Source organism: Candidatus Defluviilinea gracilis, from assembly GCA_016716235.1.
GTDB lineage: Bacteria > Chloroflexota > Anaerolineae > Anaerolineales > Villigracilaceae > Defluviilinea > Defluviilinea gracilis.
On sequence record JADJWS010000001.1, the window covers coordinates 888636 to 910170 of the forward strand.

General features: G+C 52.2%; 19 protein-coding genes. 5 read left to right on the top strand and 14 right to left on the bottom strand.

Annotation, left to right across the window (positions count from 1 at the left end):
• Positions 1–16 precede the first annotated feature (16 nt).
• From pseB to IPM31_04170, 10 genes are all read right to left on the bottom strand, one after another.
• Complete coding sequence (gene pseB, locus IPM31_04125) at positions 17–1027, bottom strand: UDP-N-acetylglucosamine 4,6-dehydratase (inverting) (GenBank protein MBK9006162.1); 1011 nt, start codon at positions 1025–1027, stop codon at positions 17–19.
• Positions 1028–1276: 249 nt separating this feature from the next.
• Positions 1277–2077: a methyltransferase domain-containing protein gene (locus tag IPM31_04130; GenBank protein ID MBK9006163.1), complete on the bottom strand. Its 801-nt coding sequence runs from the start codon at positions 2075–2077 to the stop codon at positions 1277–1279.
• Between the two features lie 19 nt (positions 2078–2096).
• Positions 2097–2918, bottom strand: a complete 822-nt coding sequence (locus IPM31_04135) for a class I SAM-dependent methyltransferase (protein ID MBK9006164.1) — start codon at positions 2916–2918, stop codon at positions 2097–2099.
• A 151-nt stretch (positions 2919–3069) separates the two neighbouring features.
• Positions 3070–4686, bottom strand: a complete 1617-nt coding sequence (locus IPM31_04140) for a hypothetical protein (protein MBK9006165.1) — start codon at positions 4684–4686, stop codon at positions 3070–3072.
• Between the two features lie 65 nt (positions 4687–4751).
• Positions 4752–6044: an ABC transporter ATP-binding protein gene (locus IPM31_04145; GenBank protein MBK9006166.1), complete on the bottom strand. Its 1293-nt coding sequence runs from the start codon at positions 6042–6044 to the stop codon at positions 4752–4754.
• Between the two features lie 142 nt (positions 6045–6186).
• On the bottom strand, positions 6187–7017 hold the full coding sequence (locus tag IPM31_04150; protein MBK9006167.1) for an ABC transporter permease: 831 nt from the start codon (positions 7015–7017) through the stop codon (positions 6187–6189).
• A 62-nt stretch (positions 7018–7079) separates the two neighbouring features.
• The gene (locus IPM31_04155; GenBank protein MBK9006168.1) at positions 7080–8024 is read right to left on the bottom strand and encodes a GDP-L-fucose synthase; all 945 of its coding nucleotides are present in this window, start codon (positions 8022–8024) and stop codon (positions 7080–7082) included.
• A gap of 50 nt (positions 8025–8074) precedes the next feature.
• The gene (locus IPM31_04160) at positions 8075–9079 is read right to left on the bottom strand and encodes an NAD(P)-dependent oxidoreductase (GenBank protein MBK9006169.1); all 1005 of its coding nucleotides are present in this window, start codon (positions 9077–9079) and stop codon (positions 8075–8077) included.
• A complete protein-coding gene (locus IPM31_04165; GenBank protein MBK9006170.1) occupies positions 9076–9552 on the bottom strand; it encodes a winged helix-turn-helix transcriptional regulator in 477 nt (158 codons plus the stop codon). The genes IPM31_04160 and IPM31_04165 overlap by 4 nt, the downstream gene beginning before the upstream one ends.
• 226 nt (positions 9553–9778) lie before the next feature.
• Complete coding sequence (locus IPM31_04170) at positions 9779–12337, bottom strand: glycosyltransferase family 39 protein (protein MBK9006171.1); 2559 nt, start codon at positions 12335–12337, stop codon at positions 9779–9781.
• Between the two features lie 136 nt (positions 12338–12473).
• Between IPM31_04170 and IPM31_04175 the strand changes: the two genes are divergently transcribed.
• Together IPM31_04175 and IPM31_04180 are read left to right on the top strand one after the other, a co-directional pair.
• Positions 12474–13907, top strand: a complete 1434-nt coding sequence (locus IPM31_04175; GenBank protein MBK9006172.1) for a glycosyltransferase — start codon at positions 12474–12476, stop codon at positions 13905–13907.
• Between the two features lie 214 nt (positions 13908–14121).
• A complete protein-coding gene (locus IPM31_04180; GenBank protein MBK9006173.1) occupies positions 14122–14862 on the top strand; it encodes a class I SAM-dependent methyltransferase in 741 nt (246 codons plus the stop codon).
• Positions 14863–15132: 270 nt separating this feature from the next.
• On the opposite strand, the gene IPM31_04185 is transcribed toward IPM31_04180, so the two are convergent.
• On the bottom strand, positions 15133–16011 hold the full coding sequence (locus IPM31_04185) for an NmrA family NAD(P)-binding protein (protein MBK9006174.1): 879 nt from the start codon (positions 16009–16011) through the stop codon (positions 15133–15135).
• A gap of 193 nt (positions 16012–16204) precedes the next feature.
• On the opposite strand from IPM31_04185, the gene IPM31_04190 reads away from it, so the two are divergent.
• The 3 genes from IPM31_04190 to IPM31_04200 are packed head-to-tail and all read left to right on the top strand — an operon-like array spanning position 16205 to position 17909.
• Positions 16205–16570, top strand: a complete 366-nt coding sequence (locus tag IPM31_04190; protein MBK9006175.1) for a VOC family protein — start codon at positions 16205–16207, stop codon at positions 16568–16570.
• Between the two features lies 1 nt (position 16571).
• On the top strand, positions 16572–17402 hold the full coding sequence (locus IPM31_04195) for an alpha/beta hydrolase (GenBank protein ID MBK9006176.1): 831 nt from the start codon (positions 16572–16574) through the stop codon (positions 17400–17402).
• Between the two features lie 60 nt (positions 17403–17462).
• Positions 17463–17909, top strand: coding sequence for a hypothetical protein (locus IPM31_04200; GenBank protein MBK9006177.1), 447 nt, complete (start codon positions 17463–17465; stop codon positions 17907–17909).
• Positions 17910–18068: 159 nt separating this feature from the next.
• Here IPM31_04200 and IPM31_04205 read toward each other — a convergent pair whose 3' ends face one another.
• From IPM31_04205 to IPM31_04215, 3 genes are all read right to left on the bottom strand, one after another.
• Positions 18069–19481, bottom strand: coding sequence for a tyrosine phenol-lyase (locus tag IPM31_04205; GenBank protein ID MBK9006178.1), 1413 nt, complete (start codon positions 19479–19481; stop codon positions 18069–18071).
• A gap of 125 nt (positions 19482–19606) precedes the next feature.
• The gene (locus IPM31_04210; protein ID MBK9006179.1) at positions 19607–20089 is read right to left on the bottom strand and encodes an Lrp/AsnC family transcriptional regulator; all 483 of its coding nucleotides are present in this window, start codon (positions 20087–20089) and stop codon (positions 19607–19609) included.
• Between the two features lie 229 nt (positions 20090–20318).
• Positions 20319–21293, bottom strand: coding sequence for an ABC transporter substrate-binding protein (locus IPM31_04215; protein ID MBK9006180.1), 975 nt, complete (start codon positions 21291–21293; stop codon positions 20319–20321).
• Between the last annotated feature and the right edge of the window lie 242 nt (positions 21294–21535).

Consider the following 21535-nt stretch of genomic DNA (forward strand, 5'->3'; position numbering starts at 1 on the left):
TATCCCGTATCACGCATCACCCCTCCAACTTCCCCTGCTTAAACAACTCCTCAAACGGCGCAACGAATTTTTTGATTCCGTCAATATCGAGCCATTCGGAGTTATTGTCGCTGGTGTAGGTGAATCCATCGGGGAGCGGTTTGCCTTTGTCTTTCCACGAGTAACCGAACCACGTTGCTTCGGCGGGTTGGATGACGTACATCTTGTCGAGTTCAATCGTGTGACGTGCCTCATCATCCGAGATCAAGTCTTCGTGGAGTTTTTCGCCAGGGCGGATGCCGATGATGTTGATCTTTGCATTCGGCACGATGGCTTTGGCAAGGTCAACGACTTTCGTGCTGGGAATCTTCGGCACGAACACTTCGCCGCCTTCCATTTGCTCGATGCAGTCAATGACGAATTTGACTCCCTGCTCCAGCGACAGCCAAAAGCGCGTCATGCGCTCGTCGGTGATGGTGACTGTCCCATTCTCGCGTTGTTTGAGGAACAACGGCACGACCGAGCCGCGCGAGCCGACGACATTCCCGTATCGGACGCACGAGTAGCGGGTCGCTGAACCCGCGGCATATGCGTTGCTTTGGACGGTCAACTTCTCGGCGGCGAGTTTTGTCGCGCCGTATAAATTCGCGGGGCTGACGGCTTTGTCCGTGCTGATGGTCATCACCTTTTTCACGCCCGCATCCAACGCGGCTTCGACCACGTTCGCTGTGCCCATGATGTTGGTCTTGATGGCTTCCATTGGGTTGTACTCACACGCTGGGACCTGCTTCAACGCCGCCGCATGGACAACGATATCCACGCCATGCATCGCGCGGACGAGTCGCTCCCTGTCGCGGATATCGCCGATGAAATAGCGCAGTGACGGATGGTTGAATCCGCCCACCTGCATTTCGTGCTGTTTCAACTCGTCGCGGCTGAAGATGATGATCTTCTTCGGCTGTTTCTCGGCAAGCAAAGTCTGCGTAAACTTCTTGCCGAAAGACCCCGTCCCGCCTGTGATGAGTATGACTTGATTTTTCCAGTCCATGATTTCTCCTGTTACCTCTGGTGGTCGAGTAGACACGAGCGATAGCGAGTGTCGTACCGAGACCACACTTCTTGTTTTCATACGGTGGTCGAGTAGTGGCGCATGGTTTTCGCGCCACGTATCGAGACCACACCTTTTGATTTCATATTCACATGTCACTGGTGGTCTCGATACGTCCCGCACACGCTTCGACTTCGCTGTCGCTCCGCTCAGCGCGGCGGGACTACTCGACCACCGAGTTGGGATGAATTACTTTATCGCTTCAAACACGCCAGAATCTTTTGTGATGAAGATTGAGCCTTGTTGCTCCAGTTTATCTTGCGATGCTTGCTTAATTTGCTCCAACTTGCCTTCCTGAAGGTCAGAAAGAGCAGTCATCGAACGCAGATAAGCAACCAGCGGTTCCAATTCAGTGACGCGCAAACTATCATCGTAACGAGAGAGGGTCACTTGCGGAAAAACGGATTTCAATTGTGCCAGTCCATTCTCCAGAGTAAAAGATAACGTCGCCTTGCTGACATAATTCCCGTTGCTGATCTCCTCCAACCAGCCCGTGATTTCCTGCATATGCCGTTCGCCGACAGTCGTTGCAAACAGATGACCGCCCGTTTTCAAGACTCGTTTCATCTCTCGAATCGCCTTCGCTCTGTCAGGGACATGATACAGCATGTGATTGGCGATGACCGCGTCGAAGGTTTCGTCGGGGAACGGAATTTCCTGCGCGTCGATCTCTTTGAAGTTGTATGCTCTCCCAGTGACGACCAAGTTCCGCCAAGCCGAATCAAGCATCCCTGCGGAAAGATCCGAGAGGGTGATGTCCCACGTGGATGGGATGCGATGACTGTTTTCCTTCCACAAATATCCAGGTCCGCATCCGAGTTCTAATATCTTCGCGTTTGCTGGAAGTTTCAACAGATGGTCGAAGACCCAATTCATCCAGCCATACGGATTTGTGCTGAAGCGTTGATGGATCGCCACGCGCGCGTCGAGGTTCGATGAGTCTTTGTATTGATCGGTCTTGAGATATTGCTGATCGGTAAACTTGGACAAAGTCTCTAGTCTCCAGTCTCTATTTTCTAATCACGATCAACGGATACTGCCCGTTCTCGGCAAAAAAATTTGGAAACACGGCTTCGAGCCAAAACACGAATCGCAAAAACGCGCGCCCGCCGAACGGACGGACGAACCAACGCAAGATGCGCGTGCTCATGCTTCGCCAGGGTTTGATTTCGATGGGCATCTTCGAACCGATCTCGCGCTTGAGCCACGCGGGAGTCATCTTTTGCACGAACGTCCCTGCGGGGTCTTCTTCGCTGAGCCATTCTTTTTTCTTTTTCGCCGAGCGACCCGAAAGTTTGCGCATGAGTCCGATCAACGGTTCGGCGACGCGACTCAAAAGAGGATCATGCCAGCCGTTGACGATCGCCGCAGTTCGTCCGCTGGCGAGCACGCGATGGATTTCAGAATACGCGCGCGGATGTTCGGTGAGCGCGAGGTGATGGATCGCGTGCATCGAAACCGCGCCGTCGAACGCGTCGGCTTTGAACGGCAAATTGGCGAGGTCGCCGACGACAAACAGTCCGTGATCGCCGATGCGTGTCCGCGCTTCGCGTAAGGCTTGAATGGAAATATCCAGGCACACGCGCTTTTGGTATCCCTGCGAATAGACTTTATATTCTTCGTATTGCACAGGACCCGAACCCGCGTCGAGCAGGAGGTTGCCTGTGGGAATCAATCCGTTCATCACGCGCAGGCGCGTTTTGTGGATGTATTCGCGCGAGACGGGGCGCAGGTCTTCGTAACGGGCGTTTTGATAATTCCCGTCGTCTTCCTGTTGCCAGCCGATCTCATCATAAAACTCGCGGACTTTTTGTTTGGTTTCGTTTGTCATGTTTTTATTTCATCGGTGGTCGAGACGCAAGCAGTCGAGACCACCAAGTTTCAAAAGTATATTTGTTACAAAAATTACTCTACGGCGTGGTGGTCTCGATACGTCCTTCGTCTCCGCTACGCTCCGCTCAGGACTACTCGACCACCGAGTTTCATTTCCACGTAAACGGCTCACCGACTAAAAACCTGAACGTATCTCCAAAATGATTCATTCCTTCATCGCTCAACACTTTTTCGAGAGACCACACGTCAAGGTCATCCCAAAAATTCATCAACCGCCATGGGAATGGACGCGGATATTCAAAAAAGAAACGATATGCATAATTCCATGCCTTCGCGGTTTGTTCATCGTTCAAACGATGCGCGGGCAAATCGGATAAAACATTTTCGAGCGCGGCAAAATATTCATCCCACGAGTTCGGGTCAATTGTGAAGCCGCGACCGCGATAATGCGTTTGTCCGCACGAGATGACGGGGATGCCGTTCATCGCGGTCTCGACGCCGACGGTGGTTGTGTATGCCAACCCAAGATTTGCGATCTCGATCAGATCGTACGTGTTGATGTTGTCCAACGCGCCGATCACGTGGATGTGACTCGGCAATTCGGGCAACGCTTCGCGCACGACAGTCCCCATTGATTTCGCCTGCGGGACAATTTTCTCGCCAGGGTGAATCCGCACGACGAGTTGTACATCCGTCCGCTCCGCAAAGTATTGGACGGTCTTGGTGATCCACTCGCTCATGGATTCGGCGAAGATGTTTCGCCCAAGCGTGAGACTGTCACCCAACACGTTCGCGGCAAGCAGGACGATGGGTCTGTTGTCCAAGCCCATGGCTTTGCGCGTCTCTTCGGCGCCTTGTGATGAGACGTACTGCCACAGTCGTTTTGATTTTCCCCACACGCGCGCGCCGCGTCGGGCGTTCTCCAAGTCGGCGAGGCGTTCGTACATTTCGTCGGTCATCGGCAGTTTGCAACGCGCTTCGACGAGATAGTCCGTGTCCTGCCGCATTATGGACGTGTTCTGCGCCAGCCAAATTTGTTCGCGCTGGTCGTTGAATTCAAACGTGACGGCGGGAATGTTCAAATATTTCGCAACGCGGAAGACGATTCCCATTTCGAGGATCAATCCGTTGGGAACAAGCACAACATCAGGCTTGTTGGCTTGCATCCACTCGAGCGCGGCGAGGGCGGCGAAGGTGTTGCGCTTGATCCGCAGATCGTACAACGCTTTGTCTTTCGCGTTCGACATGTCCACTTCTTCGCGCATGAGGGTGTATTGCGCGTCCCAGAGGGAGATTTCGGCGATGTCAGTGTGGAGAGGGGCTGGGAGGTCGAAGGTTGAAGGTCGAAGGTCTAGCATGGAAACGTGAGGAACGAAAGAAGAAAGAGGAAAGAGGGCGTCTCTTGTGTGGAGTCCGCGTTGTTTCTGAGTCAGTTTATCCATCTCTTTGTGCCATTCGGAATAGGGCAGAGTCAACAGCGTGACCTTGTGACCGAGTCCCGCGAGGGCGAGGGAGATGTACGCGGCTTGTTCGATCCAGTAGTGGAGGGTGGCGAAAAAGAGGATGTTTTTTACTGCGTACTGCGGATTGCGTATTGGTGATTGAAGGATTGGCTTGATCGATTCAACGGCTTGAGGGAGTGATTTTTTTAGGCGCGAAAGGTTGAAGTGGTCTTTGCGGGCGCGATTCTTTTGCCGAAGCGAATAATCGAGTTCGGCGGCGAGAGGCAGTGCGCCCAAAAAGTTGCGGAGGGAATTTTTGTTCATAAAGAGAGAGTAGATAATTAGAGAGTAGAGAGTAGTCCGATGACTAATCATCTGCTCTCTATTCTCTAACCGCTGATTTTCTCGATCTTCCAATTCAAACGCGGACGAATCGGTCCTTGCCGCAGTTCGGGCCATTGCGTGCCAGGCGCGCCTGAAATATCCACGTTGAACGAGATGGCATTCTCGTCCATGAAATATCGCTTGACGCCGAACGAACTTGCGTTGACGCCGAGATAGTAACGACCCTCGTTGAAAAAATCGGCGGGGATTTCGCAACGACTCACGTAACGTCCCGCCGCGCGCGCGCCGAACTGCTCGAACTGTTGCGCATCGTCGGTGTCGAACGCGGTAAAAACATATTCGCCGCGCATCGTGTTGAGATACATGCCCACGCGCAGACCCGTGACGGGCGCGTCGAGTTGATATTCGAATTCGATGACGACTGGCTCGGTGGATCGGACGGTGTCTACGACCGCGCCGTTTCTTTCTTTGATTTTGATTGATACGGGTTTAAATGGCGCGCTCGCCGCTGGGACCTCGTCCGCCTCCCAAACGCGCTCGCCTGATTCGGCTTGACCCGACGCGAGATAAAAATCAACGGCTTCGGGAGTCGGCGCGCGCTTGATGAGTTGTCCTTTTTTCAAGACGATGGCTTCTTGAGTCAATCGCAGAATCGCGGACATGTTATGACTCACAAACAAAACCGTGCGTCCCTGTTGCGCCACGTCGTTCATCTTGCCGATGCACTTGCGTTGAAACTCCGCGTCACCCACTGCCAACACTTCATCTACAACAAGAATGTCAGGCTCCAAATGCGCCGCGACCGCGAACGCCAACCGCAAGTACATGCCCGATGAATAGCGTTTGACGGGCGTATCAATGAACTGCCCCACTTCCGAGAAGTCCACGATGGCGTCGAAGTTGCGGTCAATTTGGGCGCGCTTCATGCCGAGGATCGCGCCGTTCATGTAGATGTTTTCGCGCCCCGTCAGTTCGGGATGAAACCCCGTCCCCACTTCGAGGAGCGAGCCGACGCGTCCGCGCACGGAAACAGTCCCCGTCGTCGGTTCGGTGACGCGGGAGAGTATTTTCAGCAGTGTGCTTTTCCCCGCGCCGTTGCGTCCGACGATGCCCAGCACTTTGCCTTCGTCGAGGTCGAAGGAAACGTCGTGCAACGCCCAGATGAAATTTTGATTCAAGCGTCGGTCCGATTTTCCAACGAGCGCTTTCGCCAAACGGATCGGCGCCGAGACCGTATCCACGATCACATCACGCAGCATGTTATAGCGAAACTTGGTTTCCGCCGCGCCGATCTTGTATTGCTTGCCGAGGTTTTGCACTGAGATAGCGGTGGTCATTGGGTGAGAGGTAAGTGGTAATTGGAGATTGAGAATTAGAGGATTAGAGAATTAGAGAATAGAGGATTAGAGATTGGAGACTGGATGGTTGACTACTTTCTACTTTCTATCCTCTGCTCTCTATTCTCTACTATCTATTTATCTAAATCGTATCTGCGAAAGTTTTTTCCATGCTTCTGAAATAAAAAAGTCCTGAAATAAAAATCAGAATAGAGATGGTGACAGAAACCCACAATGTGATGTCAGGTCCATTGCCTGCGCCGAGGAGCGCCCAGCGGAATCCGTTCACGACGCCTGCCATCGGGTTGAGCGAGTAGAGGATCTGCCACTTCGCAGAGACCACAGACGCCGAGTAGGCTACAGGTGTGGCGAACAGCCAAAACTGAGTCAGAAACGGGAGGGCTTGATTCACGTCACGATATTTCACGTTGACCGCCGAGAGCCACAACGCGACTCCCAGGGCGGTGATGATCGCAAGCAGGAGGAAGAACGGAAGAGTCCAAATCAAATTCCACGCGGGAGTCACTTGATAGTAAATCATCAGCGCGATGAGAATGACGAACGCGATGGCGAAGTCAACAAGACCTGCGAAGACCGATGACATGGGAAGAATCAAGCGCGGGAAATAAATTTTTGTGACCATGTTGTTGTGCGCCACGAGCGAGCGGCTGCCCTGATTGAGCGCGACAACGAACAAACCCCACGGCAATAACGCGGTGAACGAAAACACGGGATACGGAATCCCTTCGGTGGGAAGTTTTGCCACTTTGTCGAAGAGGAAGGTGAACACGAGCATCGTCATCACGGGTTGGATGACAGCCCACGCCATGCCGAGCAGAGTCTGTTTGTATTTCACTTTCACATCGCGCCAGACCATGAAGAAGACCAACTCGCGGTACGTCCACAGATCGCGCAGGTTCAGCGCGGCGAGTCCTTTGGTGGGTTTGATGTAGATGGTGGTAGGTTCGGTCATTTTCGGATTGCGGACTTTAGTCCGCTATTTGCAACATAAGCGGACTGAAGTCCGCGTTCCGTTTATTTTCGATTTTCTTTAAACCATTGGATCGTGCGCCGCATCCCCTCCTCGAAGGGGACTTGTGCGCTCCAGCCGAAATAGTCTTTCGCGCGGCTGACGTCGAGCGCGCGGCGGGGTTGACCGTTCGGTTTGTCTGTCTGCCAGACGATCTTGCCTGTAAAACCTGTCATTTTCGCGGTCATCTCCACGAGGTCTTTGATGGAAATTTCGTAACCCGAACCGAGATTGACAGGTTCGGAGCCGTTGTATTTTTCGGCGGCGGTGACGATTCCATCGGCGGCGTCTTCCACGTAGAGGAATTCGCGCGTCGGCGAGCCGTCGCCCCAGGCGGGGATTTCCTCCTCGCCACGTTCGGTCGCTTCGACGGTTTTGCGGATCAGCGCGGGGATGACGTGCGAGGTCGCCAGGTCAAAGTTATCGCGCGGACCGAACAGATTCACTGGCATCAAATAAATTGAGTTGTATCCGTATTGCTGACGATACGCCTGCGATTGCACGAGCAGCATTTTCTTCGCCAAACCATACGGCGCGTTTGTCTCTTCGGGATAGCCGTCCCAAAGGGTCTCCTCTTTGAAAGGAAGCGGCGTGAACTTTGGATACGAACAAATTGAACCAACCGCGACAAACTTTTCAATCCCCTTTTGCCAAGCCTGATGAAGCAACGGCACGCCCATCATCAAATTGTCGTAGAAAAATTCGGCGGGTCGCCCCATGTTGGCGCCGATTCCCCCTGCGAGGGCGGCGAGGTGGATGACGATGTCGGCTTTGAAATCAGTGAGGACGCGCGAAATGTCTTCCGATTTTCGTAGATCGTACTGCGAACTGCGTGGGACAAATATATCTTTCGCGCCGCGCTGCTGGAGTTTCTCGACGACGAACGAGCCGAGGAAGCCCGATCCGCCCGTGACGATGACTTTTTTGGTTTGCCAGAAGGTGTTGGTCATATTTTCCTTAGCAAGACCTCACAGGTCTTTGAGACCTGTGAGGTCTACTATTATTGAACGATAAACTGCGCATTACGATACCGCGTATCGGTCGGGTTCTGGATGAGACCCGTCTTCAACGCGAACAACAATTCGCGGATGCCGTCGTCCACGTCGAGGGTGGTGTCGAAGCCGAGGACGCTTTTGATCTTGGCAAACGACACGGTGATGTCGCGCATGTCGCCGCCGAAGGTGAGGTCTTTGTATTCCACTTCCACTTCGGGCATGCGCTTGCGGACCAACGTCACGATATCGTCTTTCGAGTAGTTGCCATTGTCGGTGCCGAGATTGAAAATTTGTCCGCGAATTTTCGACTGCTCCGCTTCGAGTCCCATGATGACGCCGCGCGCCACGTCGCGGATATGGACGAACGAACGCGAGTAGCCGCGTTGGTAGATGACCAGCACGCGTTTGGTGAACGCCTCCAGCACAAATTGATTCACGATCAAGTCGAAGCGAGTGCGCGGGGATAATCCATACAATGTGGCAAATCGGAACAACAATGGCGCGGTCGGCGAATCTTTTTGTGAAAGTAAAAATTCTTCCGCCGCGATCTTCGTTTCAGCATACAACGATTGCGGATTCAACGGCGACTCTTCGGTGACAGGCTTGCCGTCTTGAGATAATCCATAATTGCTGTACGTGGATGCGAACACGAATCGCTCCACGCCCAAGTCTGTCGCTTGTTCATAAACCATCTTTGTTGAATCAACGTTGTACTTCCACGCGACCTGCTTCCCCACCGCCTGACACGCGGGGAATCCAACGATCGCGGCGAGATGGATCACCGCGTCAGGTTTCTGCCAACCATCTTTGAGCGCGTCCTTCACGGCGCGCGGTTCGGTCACGTCCGTTTTCACGAAATGAAAATTGGGATGATGCAAAAACGGGACGATGGCTTCACCGCCGAAGAGCAGAGAGTCGAGGGTGGTGACGCGGTATCCAAGCCGAAGCAGTTCGGAGGTCAGAAGCGAACCGATGTAGCCCGCGCCGCCCGTGATCAAAATATGTTTCATGAGGTCCCATCCATGTTGAGAGTCACTTTGAATCCATCTACTTGAATCGTCGGCGCGTTTTTATCGGTCACGATCGTCACGCCCTGTTCGATGCAGGTGAGTTTGCACACGTCCACCACATCGCCCTTGCCGACGACGCGCGCGCGATCGAATCCCGCCGCGCGAATTTTTGCGATGTGTTCTTTCACGCGCTGTCGCGTTTTGCGATAGATCGAAAACGACCGCTCGACATAATCCACCGCGAGACGGGCGCGCAGGGCGATGCCTTCGGGCGTGATGATGTAACGCAACTTCTTGCGTTCGGCGCGCTTGACTTTGACCGCGCCTTTCGCGACGAGCCGCTTGAGATGCCAATTCACGGTTCCCACCGCGACGCCAAGCTGGGTCGCCAGCGTGGACTGATTCACATCTGGATCGTTTTCGATGTTTTCGAGCAGGGTAAGTTCGCGCAGTTCTTCGTTTGTGGTTTCCATAGGATTCATCGGTTCAAAATTCAGTGACTGAATTATAACCGAGAATGAGGGGGTGTCAAACGAGGGATTCGGATGAAGAGCATTCGAAGGGATGATATGCCGCCATATAAAACCCCATGACACCCCTTCGGGGTTGACTCGCCTATTTGATGCAACCCTATCATCATTTCACTCCTTCGGAGTTATGAGCGCATAAGGCAAGTTAAGCAACAACCTGCGGGACGGTTTATTCAGGCAATGGACAACTGAGCGCGGGCATCGGCTCGCGCGTGAACAGCGACGGCGATTCGCCCGTGAGCAAAACGGACAACGCCTCCACGTCCCCATTGTCGTTGGCGCAACCGATCACGATCACATCCGCGCCGTCGGGAAAATCGAATTTCGGAGAGGGTATCGGCAAAATAACATTCGACGATTCTGAACCCACAAGATAGAACACAACGCGATTGTATGGTCGCGGTTTGTATGCGGGCCAGGCGTGGTTGATGGGACCCGAATCGGATTTCAAATAGTATGGGTAGATCGCCTGTCCATACGCGATGACGGCTCGGTCGTTTTGAAGGAAACGTTCGAGATCATCGTTGGTTAACGACTGATCAAGCGATTCGGCGGCAACCAAATACTCGCTCATCAACTGTGGGGCGGTTTTTTCAGGATAACGATTTGAAAATAGCCGATTCCCGTAGGTGACAGACGATCCGATTAAAAGAAAGACAACTGCAATCGTCGTTGCATTGACCCAACTTGCGGAAGTCTTTTCAACCGTTTGTGATTCGTCCCTCGCCGAAACATCCTGTGCGGAACGAGTAACAACATACCAAATGATGTAGGAGAACTGAACCAGCCCGATGGAAAAGTAGACGAGGGTGATCCAATCGGCTGGGAGGATGAACCGCCAGCCTGAGATGCGTCCCACGGAAACACTGGCGTTGTATCCCATGCCGATCAGCACGGGAGCGATGGCAAGGTATTTGTTTTTCTTCCACGCGGTTCCGAATCCCAGCGCGATCAAGCCCATGTTGATGAATAACAAAATCCAACTTTGAAATGAAAGTTCACCCTGCCACGCGCCCCAGAACGGCTCAGAGGCGACATATGCTTTCAAACTTTCGATACGAAACGATTGCGGTAAATAAATATAACTGTAAATCACGTTATGGAAATAATGCGCCGAGACGAATCGCAGGACTTCATCGGGATGCTGGAGGATAAAGTCGGTGACTTGTTTGTTCTGCGCATCGGACTCTTCCAACGTTCGACTCGAAACATCCGTAGTAAACGCTTCGGGATCCGCAAGATGAGGCGTAATGCTGTACAGCCCAGCCATGTTCGCGCTGTACGGCGAGACGGGACTTTGAAGCGCGATGCGCCCTGTAGTTTGGTAAATCTGCGCGAGCCAGGGAAGCAAGACCAGACCAACGCCAGCCGCGATGAAACCTACGCGTGCAATTCGTTGTCGGAAATTTTCCGCGTTGAACAGGAAGACGATCACAAGAAAAACGGGAAGCAAAAGGATGGGGTGTCCGCGCGTCAGGGTCAACAACCCCAACACGCCGCCCAATGCCAAAAGAGAATTGCGTCGTTCGCGCGGATTCTCGAACCAGCGGAGCATCAGCCAGAGCAGGAGGACGACGAGTCCCATTGAAAACACGTCGCTCAACAACAGTTTCAGATGAGATACTTGAATGACGTTCGACAGCGCGATCGAGTTTTGTTCGCGCAGGATCACGAGCAGACTGGCAACGACGCCCGCAGTCCGATTTCCGATGCGGCTGACGAGCAGATAAACCAAGACAGGGATGATGGCGAGAATCGCAATCTGAAGAAAAACTAGCAGTCCATAATTTTCTCCCGCGAACAAATGCAGGAACGCCAGAAAGAAAGAATACAACGGCTTGACCCAAAAGTCGTTCGGCAATGCTGTGCCTGTCAAAAATTTATGCGCGACGGTGTCGTATAGGATCGAATCGCCGAATGGATAACTCTGAAAATTGGGAGGCGCAGGTTCGAGCACATTGTAAGACGACCGCGCAGGTTGATTCCACCAGAGAAAAACCGCCAATGCCCACAATGCGACACAAGCCAACACGTTGACTCGGTTTCGACCCACTTCGCCGAATCGCAGAACAAGTACGTTGAACAATAATCCGATACCCCACGCAACGACCACCTGTGAGATCAACAACGGGACTCCAGGTCCCTGCCAGTAGATCGCGTCGGGAGTGAGTCCAATTTTGGTGAGGGCGATGAAGAGGATGAGGAGCGCGAGCAGGAGAAGGGCAATTCCGCTCGGAACAAGGGATGAGCGATAGGTTTGAAAAAGATTCGAGCCGCTTCCTTTGACGAAGACAAAACTTACAATGAATTGAACCGCGATCAAGGCAATCCAGACAAGGATCGGATACAAACGCTCACGATAGGAAGCAAGCGATCCCAAATTCTGATTTGAAGTGAACAGCAGGAAATAGGTTAGACTGCCCAACGCGAGCCATGCCCAGAAGGTTTCGGTCTTATCCCACAGGTTGGCGATGAGTCTTCCCGTTTTCAGTTCGAGCCAGTTCTTTTTGAAAGATGCAACCAGTAAAAGCAAAATCGCCAGCGACAGGACAAGCACAGCCAGCAGTAGGATCAATCGAAGCGCGGAATACTGCAAGAAGACGACCGACTCCGCTTCGCTAGGCGCGGTGAGAAACTTCCAGAACACGAACAGTCCCTCGATCAAAGCAAGGGACAAGCTCAGCCGCAGTGCGGTTGTTTTCCGTTGAGGGGATGTTGTCGAATCCATTGTGATTCTTTGAATGATAAAATGTTACCATACAGATATTACACACCGTCCCGCAGGTTTTCTCGCAAAATAAGGTTGATTAAACCAATCCTGCGGGACGTTCTGTGTGAGGTCAGTTACCATATTCAAAACCGACATGAAATCCTCTCCCTCCTTCGACGCGTCAGGCGTCGCCTACCAACAATCTCGCATCTCCCACTGGGACTCCATCGCGCGCAAAACGGATTCGTGGCGCGGCATGGGCAGGTGGTATCACCAGCGGCTGGCGGAGATCTATCGCTTTCACATCGCGCCGAACCTGAGCGTGATCGAGATCGGTTGCGCGGACGGGAAACTGCTCGGCGTGTTGAATCCCGCGCGAGGCGTGGGCGTGGACTTTTCGCCTGAGATGATCCGCCGCGCCAAAGTAAAACATCCGAACATCGAATTCATCGAAGCCGACGCGCACGATCTCTCGGCGATCAACGAAACATTCGACATCATTATCCTCTCCGACCTCGTCAATGATTTGTGGGATGTGCAACGCGTCTTTCAAGAAATTAAAAAACTTTGCACGCCGCGCACGCGCATCCTCCTTAACTTTTACAGCAGGCTTTGGCAATTGCCGCTGGGCATCGCGCAAAGTCTCAACCTTGCCACGCGCAACCTCTATCAAAACTGGTTGACGCGCGAAGACATCCGTGGGTTGATGCGCCTCGCGGGGTTCGAGCCAGTGCAGATCACGCAAGAGATTCTTTTTCCGCTTCCGTTGGGCGGGCTGGCGAATAAATTTCTCGTGCGGCTGTGGCCCCTGCATCATCTCGCGTTGTCGAACTTCGTGGTGGCGCGACCAACCATCCAACGCGCACAAGAGCCGACGGTGTCGGTCATCGTCCCCGCGCGGAATGAATCGGGCAACATCAAATCTATTTTCGAACGGACTCCCAAAATGGGGCGCGCGACAGAACTCGTCTTCGTCGAGGGACATTCGAAGGATGACACGTACGCGGCAATCCAGCGGGAAGTGAAAGCGCATCCATCCACCCCCAGCCTGATTCTCCAACAGTCGGGCATCGGCAAAGCGGACGCGGTGCGACTCGGCTACGCCAAAGCCACTGGCGATGTGCTGATGATCCTCGATGCCGACCTGACGGTGCCGCCCGAAGACCTGCCGCGTTTCTATGAGGCGCTCGTTTCGGGCAAGGGCGAATTCATCAACGGCGTGCGGCTGGTGTACCCGATGGAAAAAGAAGCGATGCAGACGTTGAATTTTTTCGGCAATAAATTTTTTAGTCTCGCGTTCTCGTGGTTGTTGGGTCAGCCCATCAAAGATACGTTGTGCGGAACAAAAGTGTTGTGGAAAGACGATTACGAACGCATCGCTGCGAACCGTTCGTACTTCGGCGATTTCGATCCGTTCGGCGACTATGACTTGATCTTTGGCGCGGCAAAATTGAATTTGAAAATCGTTGACCTCCCCATCCGTTACCGCGAACGGACATACGGCTCGACCAATATCTCGCGCTGGAAACACGGTTTGTTGTTACTGCGCATGGTCGCTTTTGCGGCAAGACGGATAAAATTTGTTTGAAACAAAAAATCCCGAAGGGATGTGACGATTATAGAATCAAGCATTCCGATTCCCAAATCCCGAAGGGATGACACACGTGGAAAAGAATATCACCCCTTCGGGGTTTATCAACCACTCACACAACCATCTATAATCATTTGACCCGTTTCGACAGGCTCAACGCACCGCCTTCGGGGTCACAAGAGATCACACACCACTTACAAAGAAATCAATCATGGGAATTAATTTACATCAGGATTTGATAAACAAAAATCACGAGTTATGGAATCGCAAGCCGATTCTGCGAACGGCGTATCAAGACATGTATCGAATCGCGGCGACGCAGTTGAGCGGATTGTCCGATTCAAAGATCGTCGAACTCGGCTCGGGCATGGGACACATCCGCGATGTGATTCCCAACTGCATCACCACCGAGTTATTCCCCTTTCCGTGGATCGACCAGATCGAAAACGCGTACAAACTGTCGTTTGAGGACGAATCAATTTCCGACCTGATCTCGACCGATGTGTTTCATCACCTGAAATACCCTGGCACCGCGTTGATCGAACTTCATCGCGTCCTCCGCCCTGGCGGACGGATCATCCTGCTCGAACCGTGCATGAGCCTGCTGGGACTGCTCGTGTACGGCGCGTTCCACGTCGAGTCGATTGCCATCACGAAAAAAATCGAGTGGCTCGCCCCCGCAGATTGGTCGCCCGAACATTTGGATTATTACGCCGCGCAGGGAAATGCCACGCGCATCTTCGTTGGAAAGAAATATCGTTCCCAACTCACGGCATGGAAAAGCGTCAAAACCATCCGCCTCTCGGCGCTGGCGTACGCCGCCTCGGGCGGGTACTCAGGTCCGCAACTGTACCCGACAGGGATGTATTCGGCTGTAAAATCACTGGAAAAATTTCTCGACCTGTTCCCATCCCTGTTTGCGACGCGGTTGCTGGTGGTGCTGGAGAAATGAGCGAACCTTTCAACAGGTTTCCTGCGAGGCAGGTGAGCAACCCTGCTTGTTGATTTTTTTCAGCCATTTGAAGAAGTATCTCTTTTGTGCCCCCGCCGCGCAATTTTTTAAAGTCTGCACGATCTAGCCTCCAGAACATACACCAACAACCTGCATAGCCGCCTTGCTCTCCAAAACGAGCAACTATACCTTTCCTGAAGTTTATCAAAAAACAAGGTTGTACCATCTTCGGATGCCGTTTCTCTGATTTCTCTCGAAAAAGAAACAGCATTAATTCTCTGCGTAATGTTCCTTCATAACTCTTTCCGCAAAGGATTCTAAAGAATTCGGTTCTCTTCGCAAAATCCATGTCAGCACATTTGGGTTCCCCATCAAGCCCCGCCTATCGTAATACTCGAACATCTTAACCAGATTCTCCAAAGCATAATCGCTCAATCCCGCTATTCCAAGTTTCCAGTCTTCAATCGTCATGATCTCAGCCTTCACATCTCGCCTCAGGACTTGACTGAAGGTTTCCGCCGCCTCAACATGCGACGTGGGCATTGTCCCTGCCAATTCGTAAATGGCGTTTGTATGATCAGGCTGGGTCAAAACGATTCTCGCTACCTCAGCCACATTTTCCAGATCCACAAAACTGAATTTAGATTCTACGGAATATGGCACGCGCAAAACTCCTTCACCCATAGTGCGCTTCCATCCCGCCAGAAGATTTTGCATGTACGGAGCAGGTTGCAAAATAGTGAAGGGAAGTCCCGACTCGAAAAGCGACTCCTCCACGCGCATCTTTTGCCAGTGATGATTCATCGCTTCGATTTGCGGGCGCAAAACCGAGTGATAGACGAAATGCTCCACACTTGCTTTCTTTGCCTCATCGATTACCGATTTACCAATTACCGTTTCACTGGGACTCATGTTCGGGCAAATGTGATAGACCGCCCGCGCGCCTCGCATCGCGGACCGAATGTCTACCTGATGGCGCAGATCGCCGACGATGACCTTCACCGCGCCGAGGGATTTCAAAACAGCGACCTGTTCTTCGCGATGGACAAACGCGCATATGCTGTCAACTTTTGAAAGCGCCTTGGTTATTGCCTTGCCTGTCTTGCCACTTGCGCCAGTAACGAGGATCATGTTCTGAATATAATCCATTTTGGAAGTCTATTTCCATCTTGCCAAATCAGAATATATGTTCTACAATGAAACACGATGGGTTTCTTGCGAAAGGCCCTTCACCACAGAGAACATGGAGAAAAAGAGCATTTCTCAAAGGTCTCTGTGGCTCAACAAAACTCACTTATGCAAGAAGTCTACCATTCCCCTCCAAACAGAAAGGCTGTGACACATGTTAAATCTCAACTCGGTAATGATCGGAACGACTCAACCGCAAGTATTAGCCGCATTTTACGAAAAAGTTTTAGGCAAGCCAGCGGACATGCTGGACGCAGAACATGGTTTTTGGGGATGGCAAGTGGGCGGCGCATTCATGTCCGTGCTGGAGCATTCGGAGATGGGCGGCAGAGCCAAAGACCCAGGGCGGGTGATGATCAATTTCGAGACAGAACAGGTCCGAGAGGAATTTGAGCGGATCAAGTCCATTGGCGGAACCGTTGTCAAAGAGCCATACGATATGGGCGGCGGATGGATCGCCACGTTGGCTGATCCCGATGGAAATCTCTTTCAATTGATCAGTCCAATGGTTGGACAATAACGTGACCGCTCCGCAATTCAATTCTGGCTTTGTGAAAAACGGCAACGCGCAGATTTATTACGAAACGGCTGGCAGTGGGTTGCCGTTTGTGATGATCCATGCTGGCGTGGCGGACAGTCGCCAGTGGAATAACGAGTTCGCATTTTTTGCACACAAGTATCAGGTTCTGCGCCACGATATGCGCGGCTATGGGAAAAGCGAACCCGTTGACGGCGAGTTTAATCACATGGGTGATTTGGTCGCGGCGCTTGATGCTCTTGGAATTCACGAGCCACTGATTATGATGGGCTGTTCGATGGGCGGAGGCTTGGCGATGGATTTTGCGCTAACGCATCCATCCAGAGTCAAAGCGTTGATCATGGTTGGCTCAGGTCCCAGCGGCTTGGAGTTAGATGCGCCAACGCCCGCGAAATTTGCCGAAGCAGAGAAAGCGTTCGAGGCAGGCGATCTTGATCTTGTCTGTGAGATCGAAACGCAGATCTGGTTCGATGGCATGGATCGAACGTCCGAACAAGTGAATCAAGCAATGCGCACATTGCTATATGAAATGAATCGGAAGGCGCTGGCGTATGAAGCGCTGAAACGTGGCAAACGCTTACCGAACACGGAAACTCTGGCGTTTGATCGCTTGGCAAACCTCACGATTCCCGTTCTGGTGATCGTCGGCGCGCATGACGTCCCGTATATTCAGGGAGCGGCAGACTATATGGCAGAGCATATTCCTTCCGTGAAAAAAGTGAAAATGGAAGACGCGGCACACCTGCCCAACATGGATCACCCTGAAGAATTTCAGCGGATCGTGACAAATTTTTTGAAAAGTTTTTCAAGTTGAAGCCATTTCGGCTGAACAAACATGCCATCCATTGAAAAATGCCCGCCGCCTGAAAACTCATTGCTTGAAAAGTATTCGATAAATGGAAATTACGTAGATTGTTACACTACAACGATTGACAAGCAAGTTTCCTTCCCTGAATTTATTTTGGTGTTTTACACAACCTGGCTTTTCAAAACAGAGCGTTTGATTTTGAAAGCGCTTGTCAATAAACCATCCACCGATTTACAGGCGAGGCGACTAGCGAACGCTGAAATCGATTCTTTCGCGGCGTGGACTGTCGAAGCGCGAGGCGCTCACGAATTACTGATGTGCGATTTTATGACTCGCACGCGCTCATGGCTGATGGTGGACCAGGTTGGGGCGGCGACAAAACTCTACTTCGGGTCGGCAGTTGTCCCTGCGAAGAGAAGCGTGAGTCTGGATTTCGGATTCCGCGCGCTGCTGGGCTTCCATCAAATTTATTCTGTTTTGCTTTTATATTTTGCAAAGCAGAAATTACATTGAGAAAATCAATAAGCCCAAGTTCTTTTATGGGACGCAGATGAACGCGGATGGATGCTGAAAAAAAACAAATCCGCATCCGAAGAATTATTTCCGATAGCGGCTACTCGCGAGATCAAAAGGTCATTGAGAAAATTCTCAATGACCTTTTGATTTCAAGCGCTAAAGCCGTTCAAATTTTGCCTGGAAGAAGCGCAGATACTTCGGCTCGTAGACCATCTTCAAGCCGCGAGTCGATTCGCGTTGGTCGTACACGGCTTTGACCGATTCAGCGACGACATCCATGTGGGCTTGGGTGTAGACGCGGCGCGGAATGGTGAGGCGGGTCAACTCAAGTTTGGGGTAGTAATGATCGCCCGTCTTCGGGTCGCGCCCCGCCGAGGCGATGCCGCGCTCCATCGAGCGGATGCCCGAATCGAGGTAGAGTTCCGCCGCGAGGGTTTGGGATGGAAATTCAATTTGTTTGAGGTGCGGGTAGAACGCTTTCGCGTCGAGGAAGATCGCGTGTCCGCCAATCGGTTGAACGATGGGGATGTTCCACTCCGTGAGCAATTCACCGAGGTACAAAACCTGACCGATGCGCGTGCGGATGTGGTCGTCGTTGACCGATTCTTCGATGCCGATGGCGAGCGCTTCCATGTCGCGTCCCGCTTGTCCGCCGTAGGTGTGCAGACCTTCGTAGACAACGACCAAATTGCGGAGTTCTTCAAAAATCTCGTAATCGTTGATCGCCAGCCAGCCGCCGATGTTGACGAGGTTATCTTTTTTGGCGCTCATCCACGCCGCGTCGGTGTAACTGCAAAACTCTTTGAGAATTTGCGCGATGGTCTTATTAGCATAGCCTTCTTCGCGTTGTTGAATGAAGTAGGCGTTTTCCAACATGCGCGTCGCGTCGAGATACACTTTGATTCCGTGTTGGTTGCACAGCGCGCGCAAGGCTTTGATATTCTCCATACTCACGGGTTGACCGCCCGCCATATTGACCGTGCCAGCGACGCTGATGTAGGCGATATTATCCGCGCCGTGTTTATCAATCAGCGCCTGCACTTTGTTGAGATCAATGTTGCCCTTGAACGGTTTCAAACTTGTGGGGTCGTGCGCTTCGTCAATGATGACATCGTAGAACACGCCGCCCGCCAATTCTTGATGCAAACGCGTGGTGGTGAAGTACATGTTGCCCGGCACGATCTGCCCTTTTTTGATGACCGTCTGGCTGATGAGATGTTCCGCGCCGCGCCCTTGATGGGTGGGGACGATATATTTATAGCCGTAGTATTTTTGGATCGCCTCTTCGAGGTGATAGAAGTTTCTGCTCCCCGCATAGGCTTCATCGCCGAGCATCATGCCCGCCCACTGACGGTCGCTCATCGCGCCTGTGCCGCTGTCGGTTAACAAGTCAATGTATACGTCTTTCGATTTGAGCAGGAAGGTGTTGAAGCCCGCTTCGAGCAAGGCTTGCTCGCGTTCTTCGCGGGTGGTGACGGTGAGCGGCTCCACCATCTTGATCTTCCAGGGTTCCGCCCACGAGCGGCGTCCGAATTGTTGCCCCATGGTCTTTGGCGTTGGATTGGTCATGAAATGTTCTCCTTGAATTTTTGATTGACCACAAAGGGTCCGAAGTAGGTCAGGCTTTTAGCCTGACGCATTCTTGAAATCTTGTGCGCGGCGGGTTATAAACTACAAGTTTCGTGGTTGAAAATTTATTCCAACGGGAGCGCCATCGTGGCTTTGACTTCGGTCAGGACGAGGCTGGTTTGAATCCGCGCCACGCCTGGGATCGGGGTGATCTTGTCCACCACGAAACGCTCCAGGTCTTTGCGATTTTTCAGGACGACCTTCAACAAATAATCATGCTCGCCCGTGATGTGATGACACTCCAGCACTTCGGGCATCCGCCGCGTGGCTTCGCGGAATTTTTCCACTTGCTCCACTTTGTGCATTTGCAAACTGATGTGGATGAAGCAGAGCAGATCGTAGCCAGCCTTTTCTCGATCCACGATGGCGGCGTACTGGCGGACGTAGCCGTCTTTCTCCAACCGCTTCAAACGGGAATGGGTGGCGGGCGGCGATAAACTGATCTTCTTCGCCAATTGGACGTTGCTCAAACGCCCGTCCGCTTGAAGCGCGCGCAAGAGCGATTTATCCACGCGGTCTAACATCATGTTCTTGGAATTTTTTATCATATTCAGACCTCAATTTCAATGGAAATTCGATGTTTTTGCGAAAAGTCAAAACAAAATGAAATCATAACCGATAAAGTTTATAAACATTCCAAATTCAATAGTGGAAACGCGCCTACGGCGAAGAAATGCAAACTTTCCCTGCTTCAGTCGAGACGCAACAAAAAGCCGATGGTTGGGATCAACCATCGGCTGGGAGTGAAGCGAAGTAAGTCAACAACGCGGGCTACGGTCAACGAGTGATGCTGTTTGCCTGCTTCAAAATATCGTCGGATACTTCGACACCGTACGCCTGGGCGGCTTTGAGGTTGACGAAGAGATAGTATTCAGCCGTTTCCACCGGTGTGTTGGCTGGCTTTGCGCCTTTGAAAATTCGGTCTACGATTTGGGCGCCCTGTTCGGCTTGACCGGAAAATGTGGTGGTGTAGTCGGTGATTGGGAATGTTGTATCTCCGCCGCGCCCAGTGGCGAAGATGGGGACATCGTATTGGTCGGCTTGCGCGACAAGCATATCCAAGCCGGCTTCGAGGTTTGCCGAAAGCAGTCCGATGAAAATAATCGTATCATCCGGCAGGGTTTCCACCGCCGCGGCCATCTTTTCTGGGGTGGTCACCGCGCTGGCGGGTAGCAACTCCACTCCCTGTTGTGGGATTCCGTCAAAGAGGCTTTGCATGACCATTACGATAAACGGATCATCAGGGTTGTAGGGAATATAAACATATTGGGTCTCCGGCATAACCTTGAGCGCCCACTCCAAGGCTTTATCTGCCCGGTTCACCACTTGGATGCCGGTCACATTGCCGCCAGGATTGGCGACGCTTTGCACTACGCCTTCTTCCACTGGATTGATGACCGGGTCGAACACAACCGGGATGTCTGTTCCTTCCACGGCTGATTTGGCGGCTTTGGTGGGCAGGGTTCCAATCGTAAAGATCAGGTCCACGTTCTGTTCCACCAGTCTTTTTGCTTCAGCATCGAACGCCGCCTGGTCGCCTCCTGTCACTTCTTCATTATAGACGTAGGTAATGTTCTCTCCTTCCACATAGCCCAGTTCGGTCATTGAGGTTTTGAACCCATCGTAGGCAGGCGCCAGCCACGCCAACTCCATGATCACCCCAACCGTATAGGTCTTGGGTTTTGCCACTCCGCAACCAGCAAGGAGGAGGCTGATGACCAACAGAGAGAATACAATTCGTTTTGCGAACATAATGGTTTTCTCCTTTTGAATAAACTACCACGAGTAGTAATATTGTAAAACCAATCTACTTGATGCAACTTTTAAAATAGTAAGCTAACAAACCCGTAAATTACGCCAAACAGAAAGCCGATGGATTGAATCACTCAGAGGCTTGGAATCTTGCTTCGCCATCCCACAGTAAAGAATCCGTCACTACTTCCTCTCCACCCTTCGACAGGCTCAGGACAAGTTTGGAGCCCTTAGTAACTATC

What these genes read in the sequence shown, in the direction of transcription:
- pseB (MBK9006162.1), bottom strand. Translation starts at nt 1,027, where the DNA reads ATGGACTGGAAAAATCAAGTCATACTCATCACAGGCGGGACGGGGTCT.
- IPM31_04135 (MBK9006164.1), bottom strand. Translation starts at nt 2,918, where the DNA reads ATGACAAACGAAACCAAACAAAAAGTCCGCGAGTTTTATGATGAGATC.
- IPM31_04140 (MBK9006165.1), bottom strand. Translation starts at nt 4,686, where the DNA reads ATGAACAAAAATTCCCTCCGCAACTTTTTGGGCGCACTGCCTCTCGCC.
- IPM31_04145 (MBK9006166.1), bottom strand. Translation starts at nt 6,044, where the DNA reads ATGACCACCGCTATCTCAGTGCAAAACCTCGGCAAGCAATACAAGATC.
- IPM31_04150 (MBK9006167.1), bottom strand. Translation starts at nt 7,017, where the DNA reads ATGACCGAACCTACCACCATCTACATCAAACCCACCAAAGGACTCGCC.
- IPM31_04155 (MBK9006168.1), bottom strand. Translation starts at nt 8,024, where the DNA reads ATGACCAACACCTTCTGGCAAACCAAAAAAGTCATCGTCACGGGCGGA.
- IPM31_04160 (MBK9006169.1), bottom strand. Translation starts at nt 9,079, where the DNA reads ATGAAACATATTTTGATCACGGGCGGCGCGGGCTACATCGGTTCGCTT.
- IPM31_04165 (MBK9006170.1), bottom strand. Translation starts at nt 9,552, where the DNA reads ATGGAAACCACAAACGAAGAACTGCGCGAACTTACCCTGCTCGAAAAC.
- IPM31_04170 (MBK9006171.1), bottom strand. Translation starts at nt 12,337, where the DNA reads ATGGATTCGACAACATCCCCTCAACGGAAAACAACCGCACTGCGGCTG.
- IPM31_04175 (MBK9006172.1), top strand. Translation starts at nt 12,474, where the DNA reads ATGAAATCCTCTCCCTCCTTCGACGCGTCAGGCGTCGCCTACCAACAA.
- IPM31_04180 (MBK9006173.1), top strand. Translation starts at nt 14,122, where the DNA reads ATGGGAATTAATTTACATCAGGATTTGATAAACAAAAATCACGAGTTA.
- IPM31_04185 (MBK9006174.1), bottom strand. Translation starts at nt 16,011, where the DNA reads ATGGATTATATTCAGAACATGATCCTCGTTACTGGCGCAAGTGGCAAG.
- IPM31_04190 (MBK9006175.1), top strand. Translation starts at nt 16,205, where the DNA reads ATGTTAAATCTCAACTCGGTAATGATCGGAACGACTCAACCGCAAGTA.
- IPM31_04205 (MBK9006178.1), bottom strand. Translation starts at nt 19,481, where the DNA reads ATGACCAATCCAACGCCAAAGACCATGGGGCAACAATTCGGACGCCGC.
- IPM31_04210 (MBK9006179.1), bottom strand. Translation starts at nt 20,089, where the DNA reads ATGATAAAAAATTCCAAGAACATGATGTTAGACCGCGTGGATAAATCG.
- IPM31_04215 (MBK9006180.1), bottom strand. Translation starts at nt 21,293, where the DNA reads ATGTTCGCAAAACGAATTGTATTCTCTCTGTTGGTCATCAGCCTCCTC.